At 30.3% G+C, this 21,773-nt stretch carries 21 protein-coding genes; 17 read left to right on the top strand and 4 right to left on the bottom strand.

Annotated elements, in window-relative coordinates; all coding sequences use genetic code 4:
- Positions 1 to 13 precede the first annotated feature (13 nt).
- The 6 genes from SALLE_RS03455 (at position 14) to SALLE_RS03430 (ending at position 7,695) form a co-directional block, all read left to right on the top strand.
- Positions 14 to 1,399, top strand: a complete 1,386-nt coding sequence (locus tag SALLE_RS03455) for a hypothetical protein (protein ID WP_115558233.1) — start codon at positions 14 to 16, stop codon at positions 1,397 to 1,399.
- Between the two features lie 61 nt (positions 1,400 to 1,460).
- On the top strand, positions 1,461 to 2,606 hold the full coding sequence (metK, locus tag SALLE_RS03450; protein ID WP_115558232.1) for a methionine adenosyltransferase: 1,146 nt from the start codon (positions 1,461 to 1,463) through the stop codon (positions 2,604 to 2,606).
- A 10-nt stretch (positions 2,607 to 2,616) separates the two neighbouring features.
- Complete coding sequence (locus SALLE_RS03445; protein WP_115558231.1) at positions 2,617 to 3,285, top strand: copper homeostasis protein CutC; 669 nt, start codon at positions 2,617 to 2,619, stop codon at positions 3,283 to 3,285.
- 2 nt (positions 3,286 to 3,287) lie between these two features.
- Complete coding sequence (trmFO, locus tag SALLE_RS03440) at positions 3,288 to 4,592, top strand: methylenetetrahydrofolate--tRNA-(uracil(54)-C(5))-methyltransferase (FADH(2)-oxidizing) TrmFO (protein WP_218936923.1); 1,305 nt, start codon at positions 3,288 to 3,290, stop codon at positions 4,590 to 4,592.
- Between the two features lie 113 nt (positions 4,593 to 4,705).
- On the top strand, positions 4,706 to 6,688 hold the full coding sequence (locus SALLE_RS03435; RefSeq protein ID WP_115558229.1) for a 2-oxo acid dehydrogenase subunit E2: 1,983 nt from the start codon (positions 4,706 to 4,708) through the stop codon (positions 6,686 to 6,688).
- Between the two features lie 14 nt (positions 6,689 to 6,702).
- Positions 6,703 to 7,695: a 3'-5' exoribonuclease YhaM family protein gene (locus tag SALLE_RS03430; protein WP_245886010.1), complete on the top strand. Its 993-nt coding sequence runs from the start codon at positions 6,703 to 6,705 to the stop codon at positions 7,693 to 7,695.
- A gap of 31 nt (positions 7,696 to 7,726) precedes the next feature.
- Here SALLE_RS03430 and SALLE_RS03425 read toward each other — a convergent pair whose 3' ends face one another.
- The 3 genes from SALLE_RS03425 to SALLE_RS03415 form a co-directional block, all read right to left on the bottom strand.
- A complete protein-coding gene (locus tag SALLE_RS03425) occupies positions 7,727 to 8,134 on the bottom strand; it encodes an HIT family protein (protein WP_115558228.1) in 408 nt (135 codons plus the stop codon).
- Positions 8,135 to 8,229: 95 nt separating this feature from the next.
- On the bottom strand, positions 8,230 to 9,855 hold the full coding sequence (locus SALLE_RS03420; RefSeq protein ID WP_115558227.1) for a lipoprotein: 1,626 nt from the start codon (positions 9,853 to 9,855) through the stop codon (positions 8,230 to 8,232).
- On the bottom strand, positions 9,855 to 12,038 hold the full coding sequence (locus SALLE_RS03415) for a hypothetical protein (RefSeq protein ID WP_115558226.1): 2,184 nt from the start codon (positions 12,036 to 12,038) through the stop codon (positions 9,855 to 9,857). Before SALLE_RS03415 ends, SALLE_RS03420 begins: the two co-directional genes overlap by 1 nt.
- A gap of 152 nt (positions 12,039 to 12,190) precedes the next feature.
- Between SALLE_RS03415 and sufC the strand changes: the two genes are divergently transcribed.
- From sufC to SALLE_RS03385, 6 genes are read left to right on the top strand one after another with little or no spacing between them, the layout of a single operon-like run.
- Positions 12,191 to 12,940, top strand: coding sequence for a Fe-S cluster assembly ATPase SufC (gene sufC, locus SALLE_RS03410; protein ID WP_115558225.1), 750 nt, complete (start codon positions 12,191 to 12,193; stop codon positions 12,938 to 12,940).
- Positions 12,913 to 13,716: a SufB/SufD family protein gene (locus tag SALLE_RS03405; protein WP_115558224.1), complete on the top strand. Its 804-nt coding sequence runs from the start codon at positions 12,913 to 12,915 to the stop codon at positions 13,714 to 13,716. Before sufC ends, SALLE_RS03405 begins: the two co-directional genes overlap by 28 nt.
- The gene (locus SALLE_RS03400; protein WP_115558223.1) at positions 13,716 to 14,939 is read left to right on the top strand and encodes an aminotransferase class V-fold PLP-dependent enzyme; all 1,224 of its coding nucleotides are present in this window, start codon (positions 13,716 to 13,718) and stop codon (positions 14,937 to 14,939) included. Before SALLE_RS03405 ends, SALLE_RS03400 begins: the two co-directional genes overlap by 1 nt.
- Positions 14,940 to 14,953: 14 nt before the next feature.
- Positions 14,954 to 15,418, top strand: coding sequence for an iron-sulfur cluster assembly scaffold protein (locus tag SALLE_RS03395; RefSeq protein WP_115558222.1), 465 nt, complete (start codon positions 14,954 to 14,956; stop codon positions 15,416 to 15,418).
- Positions 15,396 to 16,808 carry a Fe-S cluster assembly protein SufB gene (gene sufB / locus SALLE_RS03390; RefSeq protein WP_115558221.1) on the top strand — a complete coding sequence of 471 codons (1,413 nt, stop codon included), beginning with the start codon at positions 15,396 to 15,398 and terminating at the stop codon, positions 16,806 to 16,808. The genes SALLE_RS03395 and sufB overlap by 23 nt, the downstream gene beginning before the upstream one ends.
- Entirely contained in the window at positions 16,808 to 17,368 is a 561-nt protein-coding gene (locus tag SALLE_RS03385) for a 5-formyltetrahydrofolate cyclo-ligase (RefSeq protein WP_115558220.1), read from the top strand. Before sufB ends, SALLE_RS03385 begins: the two co-directional genes overlap by 1 nt.
- Here the strand turns inward: SALLE_RS03385 and SALLE_RS03380 are convergent.
- Positions 17,358 to 17,591: a NifU family protein gene (locus tag SALLE_RS03380; protein WP_115558219.1), complete on the bottom strand. Its 234-nt coding sequence runs from the start codon at positions 17,589 to 17,591 to the stop codon at positions 17,358 to 17,360. The genes SALLE_RS03385 and SALLE_RS03380 overlap by 11 nt on opposite strands.
- 98 nt (positions 17,592 to 17,689) lie before the next feature.
- Between SALLE_RS03380 and SALLE_RS03375 the strand changes: the two genes are divergently transcribed.
- The 5 genes from SALLE_RS03375 to SALLE_RS03355 all read left to right on the top strand — a co-directional run bounded on the left by SALLE_RS03375 (position 17,690) and on the right by SALLE_RS03355 (position 21,746).
- The gene (locus SALLE_RS03375; RefSeq protein ID WP_115558218.1) at positions 17,690 to 18,034 is read left to right on the top strand and encodes a S1 RNA-binding domain-containing protein; all 345 of its coding nucleotides are present in this window, start codon (positions 17,690 to 17,692) and stop codon (positions 18,032 to 18,034) included.
- Positions 18,035 to 18,061: 27 nt separating this feature from the next.
- The gene (locus SALLE_RS03370) at positions 18,062 to 19,339 is read left to right on the top strand and encodes a glucose-6-phosphate isomerase (protein WP_115558217.1); all 1,278 of its coding nucleotides are present in this window, start codon (positions 18,062 to 18,064) and stop codon (positions 19,337 to 19,339) included.
- Between the two features lie 123 nt (positions 19,340 to 19,462).
- Entirely contained in the window at positions 19,463 to 19,969 is a 507-nt protein-coding gene (locus SALLE_RS03365) for a dUTP diphosphatase (protein WP_115558724.1), read from the top strand.
- A gap of 15 nt (positions 19,970 to 19,984) precedes the next feature.
- Positions 19,985 to 21,004, top strand: a complete 1,020-nt coding sequence (locus SALLE_RS03360; protein ID WP_115558216.1) for a hypothetical protein — start codon at positions 19,985 to 19,987, stop codon at positions 21,002 to 21,004.
- Positions 20,997 to 21,746, top strand: a complete 750-nt coding sequence (locus SALLE_RS03355; RefSeq protein ID WP_115558215.1) for a TrmH family RNA methyltransferase — start codon at positions 20,997 to 20,999, stop codon at positions 21,744 to 21,746. Before SALLE_RS03360 ends, SALLE_RS03355 begins: the two co-directional genes overlap by 8 nt.
- The last annotated feature ends 27 nt before the right edge of the window (positions 21,747 to 21,773 follow it).

Below are 21,773 nucleotides of genomic sequence, written 5' to 3'. Positions count from 1 at the left end.
AGGAGGTCAAAAAATGGTCAGAAACGATTTTTTGAAAAAAAGAGAATCCATGATATTTAAAAACACTTATTCTGATAAGGTTTTTACTATGATTGGTCTGTTAATGCTCATGATTTCTTTGACTTGCTTTGTTGTCCTAATTACATCTTTTGCAAAGTGATTTGCTAATTATGAAATTGAAAATTTACGTCATAGAAACTTTGTTTTCATAAAACTAACTCTACCGATGGTTTTTTTATCTGGTTTTTGAGCTAGTTCGTGATTGATAATCGCTTTTTCCTCAACTGAAATGCTCAAGAAAAACCGAGACGCACTTATTTTGGTGGCAATTTTCTCAATTAATTTTTTCATTATTCCTCAATTGATGAAGATTACTAGTTTGGAAAACGAGAGCGAAACGATAGCTAGCGTTATAATCACTGATGAAAATTATCGCAATAAATCCAATTTATTGTGACATATTTTCCTAATGATTAGCGGTTGTTTATCTATTATTTTAACTCCGTTTCTAATGCCTTTAATCATATATGTAATGAATAATTCAAAAAAAGTTTACTTGAGTGATTTTGAGGCGCGTAAAAAAGTTTCAATTGGAATACTATCGGTATTCTGTCTTAATCCAATTTTTTCGATTTTACAGCTACGTTCAATTTTTAAAAATCCAATGTATGATGTATGAAAAATGCAGTATAATAAAAATTCAGGAATTAACGTTAAAACTGGCTTCAACAAAGCGGTCAGTTTAATTTTATGGTCTTTTTTTTGATTTACAATTTTTGCATTAGCTACTAATATTATTCTATTTTATTTAAGATTCACGCTAGTTATTGGAGAGGAATTAAAATACGGCTACTTATGAGTATTTTTATGAATTAATTTGTCTACTTTATTTTCGGTTATTAGAAAAAAATATTATTTAGAAAATCTAATCCCAGTACCATTAGGAAACTGTATTTTTGATGCAATTACATTCAATATTCCTTATTTTTTCGCGAGCTCAATTTATATTTTTAAAATTAATTTTGTGAAGGAATCACCATTAGAAACATTCAAGTATAGAATAAATCGAATATCAGTTTTTTTAATTATGTTAAATATTTTCTTATTATTTACTTTTTTTGAGTTAATATTTATTTTTTGAGCAATTGGTTGAATAGATTATTCAGATTTCACCTTAATTGGTCCGGTATGAAGTTTTATTATTCTAGCAATATTCATTTTAAGTTTCTGTTGAATATTTTTAAATATCAGAAAAATATCAAACTATTTAGATTATGCAATTTACTTAAGAAAGAACTACATAATAGACTTAATTTTCTTAAATTTCTTTGGTTTAATCATTAATATTTATGCAAGTATTTTAATTTCAAAAATGAAGAAAAAGGGGACTTGAATTTAAAAAAAACTTGCAGATAATTTAGAATTTGTTTAAAATTGATAGTAGTTTAAAGGGGAAAATTATGAAAAAATTATTTACAAGTGAATCTGTATCAGAAGGACATCCAGATAAAATTTGCGATCAAATATCTGATGCTATTCTAGATGAGGTCTTACGCCAAGACCCTAATTCAAAGGTCGCATGTGAGTGCTTCGCAACAACAAACTTTATTGTCATAGGTGGAGAAATATCAACTAAGGCAAAAGTGGACTACGTGGGTGTTGCAAGAGAGGTATTATGGAAAATTGGTTATAATGATGCCAGTTGAGGAATTGATTCAAAATCATGTGAAATCATAAATAAAATTGAAGAACAATCGATTGATATCGCAATGGGGATCGATCAAGCAAACGATGTAATTGGAGCTGGAGACCAAGGGATTATGTTTGGGTATGCAACAAACGAAGCGCCAAATTTTATGCCATTAGCAATTACAATTGCTCACGATTTGGTTTATTTGGCAACAAAATTACGTAAAAGCGGAGATTTTGCTAATGCTCGTCCAGACATGAAGTCACAAGTTACAATTGATTACACTGATGAAAAAAATCCTCGTGTTGAAACAATTTTAATGTCAATTCAACATAACCCAGAATTTAATGAAAAAGAATTTAAGAAATTTGTGAAATCAGAGATTATGGATAAAATAGTTGTTAATAAATATGGTCTGAATTCAGATTTTAATGTTTTAATTAATCCAACAGGAAGATTTGTAATAGGAGGTCCTCAAGGAGATACAGGACTTACAGGAAGAAAAATAATTGCAGACACATATGGTGGGTATGCTCGTCATGGTGGAGGAGCATTTTCAGGAAAAGACGGCACTAAAGTTGACAGAAGTGCTGCCTATATGGCTCGTTATGCAGCAAAAAATTTGGTTGCTGCAGGTCTAGCCGAGAAGCTAGAAATTCAACTTAGTTATGCTATTGGAATTCCAAAACCCGTTTCAATATTTATTGAAACATTTGGCACTGAAAAAATAAGTTTAGATAAAATTTATAAAGCCGTTGAAGATAACTTTGATTTTTCTGTTTCAGGAATCATCAAAGAGTTAGAATTGAGAAAGCCAGTTTTCTTTAACACAAGTCGATATGGTCACTTCGGTATTCAAGATTGTTCATGAGAAAAACTTGATAAGGTGAACCAATTAAGTAGGTATTTAAAATAAGGAGGACAAAATGGTTTTAGAAGTAATTGCCAAAAATTTAGAAGATATTAAGCGTATTAATAATTCGCAAGCAAACAGAATTGAACTTTGCAAAGATTTGGAAGTTGGTGGGTTAACTCCGGATCGAGAATTAATCACAGCAGCAACTGAGACGTCTAAGTTGCCAATTAATGTTATTATTCGTCCAACAGCGAGAGACTTTGTTTATACAGAAAAAGAATTTGATCAAATAATTGAAGATATCAGATTTGTTAATAAGACAAAAGCAAAAGGAATAGTTGTTGGGGTACTAGATAAAAATGGTGAAGTGGATTATCAGCGAATGATAAAAATAATGAATACTGTTAAAAATAAAACAGTAACATTTCATAAAGCATTTGACTTTGTTCCGAGTTTTATTGAAGCGGCTATATTTTTAGATTCAATTCATGTAACTAACATTTTGACGTCTGGGGGTAATAACCCCATAGATGAAAATATTGATATCCTTCAAGAAGTAAATTTCAATACAACTTTAAAGGTCTTAGCTGGTGGAGGAGTAACAATCAACAATGTTGAAGCTATCTTGAATGCAACTGATCAAATTCATATTGGTACGGCGGCTAGAATTTCAAACACATGAGATAGTGACATTGATATCAATAAGATTAATGCATTTAAGCAAAAGAAACCTGCTTAATTATGGGATTAATTAAAATAGTGGGAGCTGGTCTTGCGGGTTGTGAGGCCGCTTTTCAATTAGCCAGCCTGGGCCATTTGGTTGAAATCTATGAGGTCAAGACTTTAAAACCCAATCCAATTCAAAAAACTAATAATTTTGCTGAATTAGTTTGTAGCAATACATTTAGAAGTAAATCAACAAAAAATGCTGTAGGAATATTAAAAGAAGAATTAAAATTAATGAACTCACTAATTCTTAAAGTTGCTTTTGAAACTGAAATTCCCAGTGATGATGCCCTGGCAGTTGATCGTGATGATTTTTCAAAAAAAATTACAAATATAATTACAAATCACCCAAACATTAAAATCATCAACCAAGAGTTTGTTGAAATTAAAGAAGACGAAATCACAATAATTGCCTCAGGACCGTTGACAACTCCGAATTTGCAAGAACAAATTGCTAAGATTACTGGCAAAAATAAATTATTTTTCCTAGATGCTTCAGCGCCAATAATAACAAAAGATTCCATTAACTTTGAAAAGGTTTATTGGGCTTCAAGACATGGAGAAAATAATGGTGAGTATATTTGTGTCCCCTTGGAAGAAGATCAATTTGAAAAATGATATCAAGAATTAATCACTGCCTCGACAACTGATATTCATGATTTTGAAAAAGAAATTTTCTTTCAAGGTTGCCAACCGATTGAAGTTTTAGGAAAAAAAGGTCGAAAGAATTTATTGAATGGACCGATGAGTCCTAACAAACTAATAAATCCTCGCACAAATAATACCCCCTTTAGTGTCTTGCAATTACGTCAAGATAATGCAATTGACTCGCTTTATAATATTGTCGGCTTTCAAACCAATTTAAAATGACCCGAACAAAAACGAATTATCCAAATGCTTCCGGGATTGGAAAATGCTGAAATAGTTAGATATGGTGTAATGCACAAAAATAATTACATAAATTCACCTAAAATATTAAATTCAGGACTCCAGGTAATGCGTAATAAAAATATCTTTTTTGCCGGTCAGATTACAGGGGTTGAGGGCTATTTAGAGTCAGCGGCTTCTGGAGTAGTTGTGGCAATGGCGGTAAACAAGTTTATTAATAAGTCAAAATTTAAACCATTACCTAAAGAAACTGTTCTTGGTTCTCTCATTGACTATATTACAAATTCTCAACACAAAAAACTTAAGCCTATGAAAGCGAACTTGGGAATTTTGCCAGCTTTGGATAAAGTATTTGAGAATAGAAGTGAAAAAAATTTAGCTTTTTTTCATCGGGCTATTGAACAGCTAAAATTATATTTAGCAAACAATTAATCAAAAGTTATTAAGTAATCTTAATAACTTTTTAATTATTTCTAATTCTTATTATTACAAAAAATACTATAAATGTAGTAAAATTAATTTGATGTTTAAAGAAGGGCTTTAAAATGAATAGAATAAAATTTAAAACTAGTAGTAACTTAAAAGGGATTGTTGAAAAAGTATACGTTCTTGATGGAGATATTGTAAAAAAGGGTCAAGTAATATCTAAAATTTCCACTCAATTAGAAACTTTTGATGTTATTGCTCACGTTAATGGTGTGATAAAAAACATAAATATCTTAGAATCTTTAATTGTAAGTAACGGTGATATTATTTTTGATATTTTTAACGAACAAGAAGTCAAAAATATCCATAGTGTTAAAAGCGTTGGTCGTTCACTAAAGGATGTCATCACCGAAAATCCACGCTACAATCAACCTAAATATGATTCGCGAGACCATGATATTTACGAAAACGCTCAGACAATGACTATGGAAATTGCGGAAGAAAGTGGACAATCAATTATTGTGGAAACTGTAAACATGCAAACAAAACCATCAACACCGTTAAAAACAACAGTTAGAGAAATTATTTTAGAAGAACAATTATCAAATAATTGAACTGATGAAATTTCTAAAAGCGAAGAAAATGTTCTTGATCGTACTAGATTTGATCAAGTTACAACTGGTTTTGATAATTTAACTCAAGAATTAGATATAATCGGAAATGTAATTGATAAGCGACTTGAAGACTTCGATAATACCTCAATTGGCGAATCTACTTCAACTGTTTTTGATGGGGAAAATTTTAACGTTCCTGCGTCAAGCTTTATTTCCACACTTGATAAAACTGATAAAATTTTGATTAATTCTGATGAGATTTTGGACTCTTCAATTGAAACTGATTTAAAAAATCTAGCTGAAGAAACACAAGACTTTGATTTACTTTATGAGAAAACCCAAATTTTGGAAAATGCCGAATCAGCAGAACTAATTGAGATAGATATACTTGAAGACGAAGGGCAAACAGTTATAGATAAAAAATTAGATAAAAATGATTTGAACAATAAAAATTTTGAAACGCAAGAAACTAATTTATACGCCCAAGATGGAATTAATTTTCTAACATGGGATGAACTTAAGGAAAACTTATTAGAAGAAAGTTTGAACAAGACTCTAACAGAAGAACTAGATTTTATTGAACCAGAAAATCAAAAAGAAATTGAATTATTGCAAGAAGATACTTCATCAAACCTTGAATTAAATCCAAAAAAAATTAAAAATATTTCTGAGATAAAAAAAGAATTAGCAAAAGAATTAGCTGAAACCGAAACTCCAAATGTTGAGATAAAACAAGAGGAAAAAGATTTAAAATCAAACATTGACCTAACTATTAGAGAATTCAATTTCTTAACAAAAGATTCTCCTAAAAAAGTGGTGCCAGCAAATGCTTCAAAAAAAGGTTATCCTATTAAAAAAACAAAGGCAAACACCTCATTTGGTCAACAAAATTACTTGTCAAATTCTACAATTGATTTAGAGGTTGATTTAACTTCTTTGAGTAATTTATACGACTTAATGTCTCATCCTTTTATGGAAAAGGGATTAGAGTTGTCTTTAATGACCTTTTTTATAAAAGCGGTTATGAAAGCTTGAAATAAAGTTTTACAAAAAAATGGTTTGCATTTAAAAGAAGAAGAAAAAGTTATTAAATACTCGCTCTTTAGTAAAAAAGAAATGGTTCTTCCAACAATAAATGTAAGTTTAAATGAGGAAATTAATGAAATTGCCAAAATGTTAACTGAACAGAAACAAGAATTTCAATTTGGAAATGACTATCCAGAAAATCGTAATTGCCAAATTTCAATTATTGATTTTGGAAGTTTAAATTTAAATCGAGGAAATTGACAGTTAAAGCCTGGTGAACTATTCGCAATTGGAGTGGGTAACATAATCCAAAAACCGATTTCAGAAAACAATTCAATCTTTGTTAAAAATATGGTTAATATTACAATGACTTTTAATAATAAAACTATAAATTTAGTAGAGGCAAATCAAATATTGCAAGAGTTTGCAAAACTAATAATTAACCCAGGATTATTAATTTAAGAAGGAGGGTCACATTGAAAATTTTTGACATAAAAAGTTCTGATAAAAATATTAATATTATTGCCAGAATTGAAAAAATCATTTCTTCTACAGGTAGCAACGGAATGAATTATTTAATAATTCACTTAGTTGATAAAACCGGAAGAGTTGAGGCTCGTTTATGAAATTCCACAAATGAGGATAAAGAAAGCATTGCATTAAATCAAATAATTAGTGTGGAGGGAGTTGCAAACTTATATCGTAATCAAATTCAACTAAAAATAAATAGCTATAAAATTATTCAACCATCCGATTTTGATAAATTGGGAGTAAATTTACAAGATTTTAATATGAGTGCCCCAATAAATATCGAAGAAAATTGAAATACCTTTACAAAGATATTGGGAGAAGTAAAAAATCCAATTTATAAAAAGATTACTGAAACTATCTTAAGTCGTCTTAAAGAGGATTTTCTTAGCTATCCTGCAGCTATGTCGATTCATCATAATGTGGTTGGTGGTTTGTTTTGACATAGTTATACCTTGGTTCGTAATGCAAAAGCTATTATGGGTAATTATGGCTATGCCAATATTGATTGAGACTTAGTAATATGTGGATCAATTTTACACGATATTGGTAAAGTTGTGGAAATTGCGGATATTACAGGAACAGATTACAGTTTAGAAGGAAAACTATTAGGACACATTTCAATAGGGAATGCCTTTATAAATAATGTTGCAATCGAACTGAACTTATTAACTAATGAAGATGGGCAAATCAATGGTGAGGTAACAAAGTTACAACATATGGTTCTAGCAAGTCATGGTAAAAATGAGTTTGGATCTCCAGTGGAGCCGGTATTATTAGAAGCGGTTATTTTATCAACCTTTGATAGCTTAGATGCCAGAATTTATAAAATAAATGATGAGATAAATAAGGTTGGACATAACGAATGAAGTGGTCGAATTTTAAGTGAGGACGGAAAAATGTTCTTAAATCACTACAATTCCAAAACAACAAAAAAATAGACTTTAAATTATAAAATTTAAAGTCTATTTTTTATTTTATTATAAGTTGATGAACCTCGTCCAAATCACTTAGATTTTGAACATTTTTCTTAATAAGAAAACCTTCATCTTTTTTATACTTTGGAATAACATGTTCGTGGTAATGAAACACCATTTGAAATGCTTCAGCACCCTGATTGGAAACATAGTTAAAACCAACGATTGGTTTAGTTAATTTAGCAGTCAGTAAATCAACAACTTCCTTACGTGCGCTACCAATAGCCCTTAAAACCTCCAAATCGGTGCTCTGAAGGTCATTTGAATGTTTCTTTGGTATTATCAGGGTATGACCATCAGAATTGGGCATAATGTCTAAAAAGGCATAAACATCGTTATTTTCAAAAACTTTTCTACTAGGGATTTTCCCGTCAATAATTTGACAAAAAAGGCAATTTTCCATATTTTCTCCTCGGTTTCTTAAATAATTATAGCAAATAATTGCTTTTAAAAATTTAGTGATAAATAAAAAAAACACCAATGGTGTTTTAAAATTTTCTAATCTTCTTCATCTTTGATGTATTTACTAATTGATTCTCAAAGTCCTGAATAAAGGATATCATCAGCATCTAAGTAAATTGAATAAAGTGAGGTTTTTGATTCTTTCAATACATCTTCGTTTTGAGAAACAATGTAGTGAAATTGATTAATCATATCTTGTTTTAAACTTTCATTTAAATCTTCAATATCTTTACTATGTTTTTTCAAGTTTTGTTCTTGATTTCAAACGTCTTCGTATTGATTTGGATCTGCGATACTTGGACCAAGATTTAATTTAACTGCTTCTCCATCATCTTCGCGTTTAATTTCATAATCCTCTAATAATTGAATTAAGTATACAGGTAAAACGAATACTACTGAAATTTCATCACTTTTAGTACCTTGGAAGTAAAGGTGACCATTCTCACTTAATACTCCAGGTTCACTAGCATTAACTAAACTTGTTTTATAAGTAAAGTCTGTTGCTAAGTTATTTGTTCCATAAATTTCACCATCTTTAATACTGATAAATCCTTTGAAACCAGGTTGGCTAAAGTAGGGATCATTTCCGTCCTCAGATAAATTAGCACTTTCTAATTCTCCAGAATGGAAGGCTGCAATTTCTTTGGCAATACTTTCTCCAGGGGCTAATACTCCTGAATTTTGGTCTACTTTTAATTTATCTAAAGCAGTTTTAACTGTTCCAAAGTTTGTGTTTTTGTAAGTGAATTCTCAAACCATTTTAATATTACTTGTTCAAGGAGTACTTGAGTTGTTTCAAGTTTGTGAATACTTACCAATTGCTGAATATCTATTAAAGTAAGCAGTTTTTTTATTATCTGCTCCTGCAGCAACACGGAAGGCTTCAGGTATTTGACGTGAAATTGATAATAAGTTTTCAATAATTTTACTTTGAATTTCGTTTTCAAATCAGTCTTTGAAACGATATTTTAAAGCTTCTTTTCCAGTTAGGTTATCATAACCAGCAATCGCTTTTGGTGAAGATGTTCCAGCTGAAATATCTACTAGTGAAAATCCGCTACCACTTAAAACTTTAGCAGTGGGGATTGATTCGCTATAATCAGTTGTTGATAATTCATTACGAATTGATCATAGTTTCCCATCAGGAAGTTTTACCCCAACGTTTTGGAAAGTTTCTTCTTTACCATCAACCTCTAATTTTAAATCTTGGGCGTTAAGTGAATAACTTTGACGACGAATACTATAATCTAAAGCTTGAGTAGTGGCTGCTCCTGAAATACTTTTTGTGTAATCAGTATATAATTTATCAGTTGCAATTGAGTTGTTTAAATCTTGGTATTTTTTAAAAGCAACTTCTTCGCTGTTCTTACCTAAACCTAAACTATCATATAAGTTATTTGTCGCTCTAAAGTAGTTATTTTGAGCAATCATTCGGTTAATAATATTAATCAATGATGTTTGAATGTCACCACTATTGAAGATATCTCCAAAATCCATTGCTGCAGCATGTCTGTCTCCAAACACTGAAGCTAAAAGTGATCTTAGGATTTCATCGTTTAGAGTCGCTTCTGTAATTCTTTTATTAGTATCACAGGCAACTACAGTTGCACTAGTTGAAACTAAGAGACTTACAGAACCAAGTATTCCTAATAATTTCTTCATTATCTCTTACCTCCTAATACTACTGCATAACTATTATTGTTATAAAAGATATCAAAATCTTTTGCTTTTGAGAAACCTTCAGCGGCACTCATAGTTTTCGTACTTGAATCAACTACATTTGAACCTGTCATATTTGAAGGTAATCCAAATTGTTTGATATCAATTATTTTTTGAATATTTTCTTCGATATATCCTTCAGGATAACCAGTGTTTGAAGCTTTTCCAGCTTTAATTGATTTAACTCAAGCTTTGTGATTTTCAGCATGAGTTGTAAGAGGGGTACCAGCAGCAGTTGACTTAGCTGAACCAATATGACTAATAAATCAGCTTTGCATTTTTAAGGCAATCTCATTTTGAGCTGTTTCTGATCCTTCTTCTCCAAAAGTAATAAATTTACTTAAGAATTTTTCATTGTATTCTTCTGGTGAGTTAGTTGAAGGGGCACCAAGCATGTATTCATAGTATTCTAAAATAGCAGTTCATCATACATAAGTTCCTTCCCCAGATGAAGGTTCTTCAACTTTAATAAAGTTTTTAACTTGAGACATAAAGTCATAAGCTGTTTTTGAACCTGTAATTCCTTTTGTTAGAGAAGTGTTAATTAAGTATTTTAAATATTGATTGTTAATTTTTGAGTTTAAACCCTTATAAGTTTCGCTTTCAGTATTTTGCATTGCAGCAATTCTTTCACTATCATTTTTATTATTTCAAAAGTCATCAAATAGAGCTAATTCTTTATCACTAGTTCCGGGTCCTTTATCTCCATCAGTTGAACTTCATGATCCGTTTGCAGCCTTAAATTCTTTAAAACCTTCAATTCTAACAAAGTGAAGTCCATCTGATTCAACAAAAGCAATTACTCCATCACCAACAACTGAGTAAACTTTACCATTTGTAGTACGGTTGATTGAATCAACTAACGCACTACCTGAAGCAGGAGCATTACCAGTAGAAGCAGTTTGTAGATAATCATAAACTGAACTTCTTAAAGTATTTGAGAAGGTGGTTGTATCTCCATCAAGAGTTAAAAGACTTTCAAATCTTTTAGCTGTTCCACTTGGGATTTGAGCATCTAAGGCATCATCTCAGTATTTTAAGCTGGCATTAGTATCTTTTGTAATAAAAGTTTCAATATTACGACCTAACTCGGTTTCCTTACCAGTTTCTAATCCAAAATCAGCGGCGGTAATCCCGTCATCCATTTTTTGATTAGTTTCGAAAGGGAAAGAAATCTCAGTTAAAGCAACTGGTTTTTGGTAATTAAAGTATTTATCAAGGAAAAATCTTTGTGAATTGGAAATCATCCCACGCGCTGTAGTGTTTTTAGCATAACTAGTAGTGCTTATTGGAGCATTCTGTTTTACTAATTCACTATCTGATTTTTTTAAATCAAAATGAGAAGCAAAGTCTTCGGCACTAAAATCAGCTAGACTTGAAGCAAACTTATCTTTTGTTTGACCACTAGCATTTCAAAGAATTAAAACTTTATCTTTTTTTGCAGTATCTTTGTAGTAGTCTTCCACAGTTTTATTGTCCTTTGTGTAAACTCTTAAGTCCAATAATTCTTGATTAATAATATCGATACGGTTTTTGAATGTATATGATAATTGGTTGTTATTTAGCAAAATGTTTAACATCTCAGAAGTAGTATTTTTGTTACCACCAATTATAATGCTTTGTAAGTATTTAGCATCTAATTCATCGCGATCTTTAATCCCTTTAAATTTTGATTCCAACATTTCATATCATTTTTGAGTTGCCTTTTTCCCGTAATCATCTTTATATTTTTTTCTTTCCTCAGCAATTTGGCGTTCTGCCTCTGATTGAATATCTTTATAAGATTCTTTTAATTGGTTAACTAAGTCGTGATTTTGGTATTCAGTTGAATTACCGGCTTTCTCTACTTCTTCTCCAAATGCATCAGCGTTTACAAAAAACGATGTATTTAGGATTTTTAAAATATCCAAAATAAATTTATTTCGATTACTTGGACCTGATTCGTTAATCATTTCTAGTAAAACGTTACTTGAATCAATTGAGACCTTATTTCCATCAATTGTTAAGTACGCTAAAATCGAGTTACCATCCTTCTTTTTGTCAAATTTGCTAGTACAAGCAACCACTGTTCCAGCGGCCCCACTCAATAAAGCTACTGAACTTAGAATGCTTAATAATCTCTTCATTTTTTCTCCTTCTTTCTCTAAAAATAACTATATAAGGTTAATTATAAATTAAAAATTGCTTTTAAATATCTTTTTTTCACAAAAAAATGCGAAATTTAGTACATAATTATTAAATAGATAACGAAAAAAATAATAAGAAAAGGGGAAAGATAATGAGTCATAAATTAGAAATTAAAAACCTTCATGTTGCGATTGAAGATAAAGAAATTTTGAAAGGAATTGATTTAATAGTTAAGACAGGAGAAACTCATGCCTTAATGGGTCCAAATGGAAACGGGAAATCAACTTTATTAATGGCTATTATGGGACATCCAAAGTATGAAATTACTAAAGGTGATATTTTATTTGATGGAAAATCAATTTTAGAAAGTCCAGTTGACGAGAGAAGTCGTATGGGAATTTTTTTAGCCTTACAAAATCCTCAAACTATTCCTGGAGTAAGTAATTTAGAATTTCTAAAATATATTGTTAATGCGCATAGTGAAACTAAGCAAAAATTACCAAAGATTTTTGCAGATATTAAAGAAGCTGCTAAGGAATTGAATTTTGACGTTAATATGTTGAAACGCTCAGTTAATGACGGATTTTCTGGGGGAGAGAAAAAGAAAAACGAAATTTTGCAAATGAAGCTTTTAAAACCAAAGTTTGCTTTGATTGATGAAATTGATTCTGGATTAGATGTTGATGCTTTAGAAATTGTGTCACAAAACCTAAATTCTTATAATAAAGCAGAATTGGGAATGATTATTGTCTCTCACTACGATCGCTTTTTTAATAAAGTTCCTCCAACTCATGCTCACGTGATTATTGATGGTAAAATAGTTGTTTCTGGGGATTCTAAAATTGTTGAAAGAATTAATAAAGAGGGATACTCATGAGCCAAAACAAAACAAAATTCTTAAAAGATTTAAATTTGTTAAATCAATATGATTTAACAAATAATCCATTAAAAGAAATATCTTACTCAAAGTCACAAACTAGTTTTATTATTATTGGAGCAAAATCAACAGACTTAACAATTAATGTCCAACCAAACACAGAATTAGAACTTATAATGCTTAATTACTGTGAAGATGTCATGAAAAAAGGCATTGATTTGAAAGTAACTTTTAATTTAAGCGAAAACAGCTCACTAAATATTAAGTTGGCAAATCTTTCAAACCAAAGCATTAACGAAGAAATAATTATTAATTTAAAAGAACCAGGAGCTAAGGCGGATTACTATAGCGCCACAATGGCGTTTGAAAATCTGGAAAAACGTTCATTTATAAATCCAATTCACTTAGCAAGAAATACTGCTAGTGAAATTTGTAGCTATACGGTTATAAAAGACTCGGCTTTAGGTTTTGTGAAGTGTGCAAGTGATATACGTAACGGATCAACTAGCTCAGAGGCACATCAAGAGTTAAGATTACTAATTTTGGATACAACAGCGCGAGCTCATTCCGATCCGATTTTATTAATTGATGAAAACGATATTGTTGCTAGCCATGCAAATGCAATTGGAATGTTAGATCAAGAACAAATATTTTATTTAAATTCTCGAGGTTTAAATAATTCTCAGGCTCAAGAAGTACTAATTTTGGGTTACTTTAAACCGGTTCTTGAAACAATTGCTCAGCACAATGAGCCGTTAATGGAATATTTAATTGAATTACTAAAGGAGAAGATTAAATAATGAAAGAATTTACAAGTTCATTTCCCTATTTAAGGGAGAATCCTAATGTGGTTTACTTTGATAATGCAGCCACAAGCTTAAAACCACAAATTGTTATTGATGCAGAAAAAGAGTACTTAGAAAAAATTGCCGCAAATCCTCATACTCTAGATTATGGAAATGCTTTCAGGGCATGAGAAGTCTTAGATATTACTAGAAATAAAGCTTTACAGTTTTTGAAATCCCCTGATAATAGTCAGGTTATTTTTACTTCTGGAACTACTCATAGCTTAAATCAAGTAGCTTTTGGATTACAAAATATGATTGAACCTGGGGATGAAATTCTGACAACAACATTAGAACATTCCTCAACTTTGTTGCCTTTTTTAGAAGTTTCGCGAAGAAATAAAGCTTTAATAAAACTGTTGCCATTACAAAATGATGGTAGGATTCAAATGGATGAAATCGCAAACCAGATTACAAAAAAAACTAAATTAGTTGCATTTGCTAGTTCAACTAATGTTTTAGGTGGGTTTAACGACGTTGAAAAAATAGTTAAAGCCATTAGAAAAGTTAACCCAGAGATAATTGTAGTTATTGATGCAGCCCAATCGATTGCTCATGAAGTAACTGATTTAAAAAAATGAGATGCTGATTTAGTGGCATTCTCAGCTCATAAAGTTTTTGGTCCATTTGGAGTCGGAGTTTTATGAGGCAAAACCAAAATTCTAGAAAAATTAGTACCAATATTTTATGGTGGAGGAATGAGTGGCCAAGTAGAGGGCGACTTATCAAGTTTTGAATTACAAGAATTACCAGCTCGTCTGGAAGGGGGAACTCCAAATATTAGTGGTATCTATGGTTTTTCAAAGGCTTTAGATTTTATTGAAGCGATTGGTTTTGAAAACATTGTTGCTAAAGAAAACGAATTAAAAGAATATGCAATCCAAAAAGCTAAGCAAATACCTCACGATTTGGCAACTTTCTATAATTTAGATAACAATAGTCCGATCTTAACTTTCAATATCAGAGATTATAATCCTCAAGATATTGCCACATTTTTTTGAGTAAAATATGGAATTCAAGTTCGTTCAGGAAGTCACTGTGCCAGAATTGTTAAAAATCAAAACATTCCCCCAATTACAGTCAGAGCAAGTTTTTCTTTTTTTAATACAAAAGAAGAAATTGATAAATTATTTGAGGCTATTAAAAATAGTGATAATTTCCTTGAAGCAATTTTATAAAAAGGAGTAAATTTATGCTAGATAAAAATGATAAATTCATGTTGAGACAAATTATTATGCAACATTTTGTGGAAGCAAATAACAAGGGTTTATCAGATAACCTTAATTCAATTAGAGAGCTACAAAAAAGTCAAAGTTGTAGTGATGAGATTACTATTGAGATGTATTTTGAAAATGACAGAATCAAATTTGCCAAATGAGATGGTTCTAGTTGTGCAATTTCTTCAGCTTCAACCGATATATTAGCAGATCAACTAGAAAATAAAACCTATCAAGAAGGTTTAGAAATCTTAACAAATTTTCATAACTTAATTAAAAACGAAAAATATGATGAAGAACAATTAGGTGAACTAATTGCCTTTATAAATGTTGCTCAACAAGGTAATCGAATTCCTTGTGCGCTTCTGGGAGCCAATGGTTTTAAAAATATGATAGTTAAGAAAATGGAGGAAAATAATGAAACCACTAAAACAAACTAAAACTATTAATGAAATTAGTAAATATAAGTACGGTTTTAACGAAGGTGAAAGCTCAGTCTATCAAACTAAAATGGGGATAAACGAAGAAATTGTCACGCAAATTTCTAAGCATAAAAATGAACCTCAATGAATGTTGGACTATCGCTTAGAAAGTTATCGTAATTTTGCCAAAATGCCTCAACCTGGTTTTGGACCGGACTTAAATTTTATTGACTTTCAAGAGTATTGTTATTTTAATCAAGCAACTGAAAAAACAGCAACCAGTTGAGATGAAATTCCTGATAATATCAAAAATACCTTTGATCGTTTAGGAATACCAAAGGCTGAAAAGGATTTTTTAATGGGAATTAACGCTCAATGAGATGCAACTCCAATTTATTCTAAAATGTTGGATGAAGTTAAAGATCAAGGTGTTATTTTTACAGATTGTGATACAGCCCTAAGAGAACATCCAGAATTGTTCAAGAAATACTTTGGAACCCTTATTCCAAATAATGATAATAAATATGCAGCTTTAAATGGAGCGGTTTGATCAGCAGGAACTTTTATCTATATTCCAAAAGGGGTTAAACTCGAGCGACCTTTACAAGCTTATTTTCGAATAAATTATCAAGCTGCTGGTCAATTTGAACGTACATTAATTATTGTTGATGATGATGCCAGTTTGCACTATATTGAGGGTTGTACAGCACCAATCTATTCAAAAAATAATTTACATGCAGCTAATGTGGAGTTATTTGTTGGTAAGAGAAGTAATTTAAGATATACCACAGTACAAAATTGAAGTGATAATGTTTTAAATTTAGTTACCAAAAGAAGTTTAGTCGAAGAAGATGGTCGTATGGAATGAGTTGATGGTAATATCGGTTCAAAAGTAAATATGAAATATCCTTCATGTATTTTAAAAGGTGATCGTGCCCAAGGAGATACGATTTCAATAGCAGTTGCTAAAACCGGAGTTTATCAAGATGCCGGAGGAAAGATGATTCATTTAGGAAAAGAAACTAAATCAAAAATTATCTCTAAATCCATTACTTTCCAAGGAGGAACTGCTAACTATCGGGGTTTGGTTTACATTGGTCCAAATGCTGTTGATTCTAAGGCAAGAGTTGAATGTGATACGTTGATTTTAGATAATCAATCTCATTCAGATACAATCCCTAAAAATAAAGTTGAAAATAATCGTAGTCAAATTGAACACGAAGCAACAGTTTCAAAAGTCAGTGAAGAACAATTATTTTATCTAATGAGTCGTGGTTTAACTGAACTAGAGGCTTTAGAAATAATTGTCATGGGATTTATTGAGCCCTTTACCAAAGAATTGCCACTAGAATATGCAGTTGAATTAAATCAATTAATTAGAATGGACATGGAAGGCTCGGTGGGGTAATGAGTTTAAAAGCTAAATTAAGACAAAAATTTAAAGTTTTAGTATCAGAGTTTAGTGAATCACAAAAAAATAATGAAAATCAAGTTATTACTGATTGAGTGATTAATTACCTTAAAAAAAATAATTTAACAAAAATTGGAATTTATAATTCCATGCCAAATGAGGTTTCCACTATTAAAATAGTGGATTTTTGCTTAAATAATGCAATTGAAGTTTTTGTTCCAAAAATGTGTCCATATTATTCTTTAGAATTTTATCAAATTTTTGAAAATAGTAATTGGGAACAAAACAATCCTTATAATATTAAAGAGCCAAAAGAATTAACCAGTAAAGTAGATTTAAATGATTTACAAATTATAATAGTGCCTATACTTGGTTTTGATGATAAAAAAAACCGCCTGGGTCGCGGTAAGGGATATTATGATCGAACTTTAGTTAAGTTGAGCAATACTATTAAAATTGGTTTGGCATTTAGCTGTCAAAAACATCAAGAAGTTCTACCAATTGAAGAAAATGATGTTCCGTTAGATTTTATTGTTACTGGTAAATTTACATTATAATGTCAATTCCATCAACGTCATTTGGAAATTCTTCAAGCATAATCATCTCAATTCCTTCGCGAAAAGTGACATCAACCAGACCACAACCGACACAATTACCCATTAACCTCAGGTAAACAATTCGGTTTTTATAGGCTACAAACTCCATATCACCGCCATCTTGTTGAACAAAAAATTTTAGTTCGTTGATTTTATCTTCTATTTTCTTAGCAATTTCATTCATTTTTAAATCTCCATTTATATAAATAATTATAATTTATTTTACCGAAAATTAGAGTTTTTTCGGTAATTAGGTTTATAATAGAAATGGAGGAAATTAATATGTTAAACAAAGGACAAATTATTAATGCTAAAGTTACTAGTATTGTAAACTATGGAGTTTTTTCAGAAGTTCATTCAGAAGATGGTGAATTAATCGCAAAAGGATTAATTCACATTAGTGAACTTTCGGATTTTTTCGTAAGAGATATAAATAGTTTTTTTGCAATTGGTGATGTTATTGAAGTACAAGTACTTGAATACGATGGAGCTAAAAAGCAAGTAAAATTAAGTTATAAAGCATTACACCCAGAACTATTAAAAAGTTCTGAAAACAAAATTCAAGAAACTGGAAATGGTTTTTCAAAACTAGAAGACAGTATTGACGATTCAATGAACAACGATTAATCGATTGGCAATTTTTGGAGAAATAAAATGATAAAAGTAAATTTAGATAATTCAAAATTAGAAAATATTGAAAAAATAATTGAAAGTAAATTAATTAAAGAAACAAGTAAGAAAATTTTTGAAAAAAGTGGAGCTGGTTCAGATTTTTTAGGTTGATTAGATTGGCCAGAAAAATTCGATAAAACCGAGTATAAAAAAATGCAAGAAGTTGCTAAGCAACTGAAGGAAAAAATTGAAGTACTAATAGTAGTTGGAATTGGAGGCAGTTATCTTGGAGCAAGAGCTGCTGATGAAATGATCCGTGGGTTGTATCCAAAAAATGGATGCGAAATCATCTATGTTGGAAATACAATTTCTTCAACTTATACAAAGCAGGTACTAGATTATGTTGAAACAAAGAAATTTGGAATAGTTAATATTTCAAAATCTGGAACAACAACAGAACCAGGAATAGCTTTTAGGGTATTTGAGAATCTTTTAATCAAAAAAGAAGGTTCAAAAGCTAGTGAGCTAATTGTAGCTGTTACTGATAAAAGTCGTGGAGCTTTGAAAACAATGGCTGATGCGAAAGGTTATACAACTTTCACAATTCCTGATGACATTGGTGGTAGATTTAGTGTTCTAACACCAGTTGGTATTTTCCCGCTACTTGTAGCTGGTGTTGATACTGATGCAATGTTTGAAGGCGCAAAACAAGCTATGAAAGATACAAAAGCTGATGACTTAAGCAATAGTGCTTATCAGTATGCTGCTGCTCGTTATGTATTACATACAAAAAAAGGTTATAAAGTTGAAACCTTGGTATCATATGAATTACAAATGCAAATGTTTACTGAATGATGAAAACAACTATTCGGTGAATCGGAGGGTAAAGACGGTAAAGGTTTATTGCCAACAAGCGTGGTTTTCTCAACTGATTTACACTCACTAGGACAATTTATTCAAGACGGAACAAAAGGACTACTATTTGAAACTATTTTAAAAATTAAAAATCCTCTTTTAAATTTATCTATTCCAGCTGACGAAGTTAACTTGGATGGGTTAAATTATCTACACAATAAATCATTTCATGAAGTAAATACAATCGCTCTGCAAGGAGTTATTGAAGCTCATGCGAATGAAGGGAATATCCCTAACATCATTTTAGAGATAGAAGAAATGAATGCAAAATCTTTTGGATATTTAGCATACTGATTTATGAAAGCTTGTGCCATGAGTGCTTATTTATTGGGAGTTAATCCTTTCGATCAGCCCGGGGTTGAGGTTTATAAAAAAAATATGTTTAAATTATTAGGAAAGAAATAAGCAAATCAGACAATCAGTCTTACTCAAATTTTTAAAAAACAACCTTTGGGTTGTTTTTTTGAGTTTTATGAAAAATAAGTTATTGAATGGCTTTTATTGTATAATTTTAGCAAGGAGATAAATATGATTACAAAAGAAACTCTTATTGATTTGGCGAATCGTCAAAAGAAATTAGATGATTATATCTACGAAAAAAGACAAATAAAATTTAATGAGGAAATTAGTAACAAGAAGTTGATAGCATTTTTTGTCGAACTGGGTGAATTTATCAATGAGGAAAGAAGTTTTAAATTTTGGTCACAAAAAACCGCTAGTCCAAGAAATATTTTGCTTGAAGAATATATTGATGGAATGCACTTTATTTTAAGCATAGGTATTGAAATTAATTTTGATTTTTGTGGTTTTAGTCTAAACTTGCCTGTAAAACTTGAAAATCTTGAACTTGATTATTTAGAATTAATTAAAAACTTTAGTAATTATGCTCAGAAAAAATCATTAAAAAATTATGAAAAATTGATTACAAGTTTTTTATTGATTGGAACATGATTTAGCTTTACAGAAAAAGAATTACTAGAAACGTATTTTAAAAAAAATGAAATAAATTTTAATCGTCAAAATGACAACTACTAGAAAGGAACTAAAACCATGAGTTATAAAAAAAGAAAACTGAGCGAAGAAATTCTGATTGACGAAAGTAAGCGCCCGACTCTAACTTTGGATAGTACCGTTGAATTCACCCAAGTATTGAATTTAGATTTTGATAATATTTATGAGTCTGAAAGTTCAAATTCTACTACTAGTTTAAATCAAAGCGGTATTTCAGAAAATTCAATGAATACCCAAGATTTTGAGAACACTGTTTTACCTGACCCAAATAATGAATTAAATGTTTATAAAAAGGGTTGAGCTTTGGAATCTTTAAGAGTTGCTAAATCTGAATTTTCAAATAAAAAAAGCAAAATATTAATGGTTAACCAACCAAAACCAAATATAAAATTATCAAATAAACAATTACAAGTAATAACCAATAACTTTAAAGAAAAACTTTTATCATTATCAGATAAATGCGTAATCTTAAAGGACCGCAAATTTGGTTATGAAATATTCATCAATGGAGTTGATAATCGCTATTGAGTTAATGCTCTAGAATTTCAAGAGCCGATTAATCTTAAAAGCCCCAAATTTAATCATGTCTGACAAGGAAATTCTTTTATTGGCTATGGGTTCAAAACTTTTGAAGAATGTATTGAAAAGACAAATGAACTAATGGTTCGTGGTAAAACGGGAGTAAACCTTTTTAAAGATTATGTTGTTGATGTTAATTTTGAACGTAATCGCTTCGTTAGCAGCACCAAAGATTTTAAACTTTTTACATATGAGGAATATTGCAAAATTGAAAAGTGGTACTTTAAAAATAAAATTAATATTATGATTAAAACCGCAGGTCAAAAAGATTTAGAAGACTTAAATGATGAAATAAAAAATCAGTTTAGTCAAAAAATCAAAACTACAGCATTTCAAGCGATTCAGTCTAAAATGCTGCTACCTCCAAGAAGATGTAAATTCATGATAACCATCCCTTGTGCGAATCCAAAATATCGCGGCAAGGATTATACTAATCCAGAAAACAAACTATACAAGATAGGATTTTTATTTAATGGATAATCAAAAAATCATTACTAGCCTAACTAATTCATGGGTTAAAAAAATTTTAGAATTAAAGTTGACTCAAGTCCAAAGAGAAGAAAAAAAATTTCTTGTAGAGGGGGAACACTTAGTTTTCGAGGCTTTAAAACACAACTGTTTGGAATCGGTTATTGTTGTTAATAAAGAAAACCAACAATTCCGCAAACAGATTCCACAAACCTTGGTTACTAAAGAGGTTATGAAAAAAATAAGTGATTTGAAAAATGCTCCAAATATTATTGGGATTTGTCATATTTTAGATTCAAAAATTGATTTTACTAGTAACATTTTAGTTCTAGAAAATATTCAAGATCCTGGCAATATGGGTAGTTTAATTCGTTCGGCTGCGGCATTTAATTTCAAAACAATAATCTCAACCAATAACAGTGTTAGTTATTATAATCCCAAGGTAGTAAGAGCAACACAAGGGAATCTGTTTGATTTAAATTTATTAAATTTAGAAATTGCTGACGTTATTAAACAAGTTGGTGAAAAAAACTACGAGGTTGTGGGAACAAATTTGAGAAAACCTTCTGTGGATTTAGAAGTACTTAAAAATCCTAGTTTAAAATTGTTACTACTTGGAAATGAAGGTAGCGGTTTGAGCGATGAAGTTTCTGACTTAATTGAAAAAAATTTTATTATTAAAATTAATCCACAAGTGGAATCACTTAATGTTGGTGTTGCAGGAGCAATAATTATGAATCTTTTAAATCAATAAAAAATAAATAATATTTTTTAAAAAAAG

The sequence above is a fragment of the Spiroplasma alleghenense genome, from assembly GCF_003363775.1.
GTDB lineage: Bacteria > Bacillota_I > Bacilli_A > Mycoplasmatales > Mycoplasmataceae > Spiroplasma_B > Spiroplasma_B alleghenense.
This window is presented reverse-complemented; position numbering and strand designations above follow the sequence as displayed.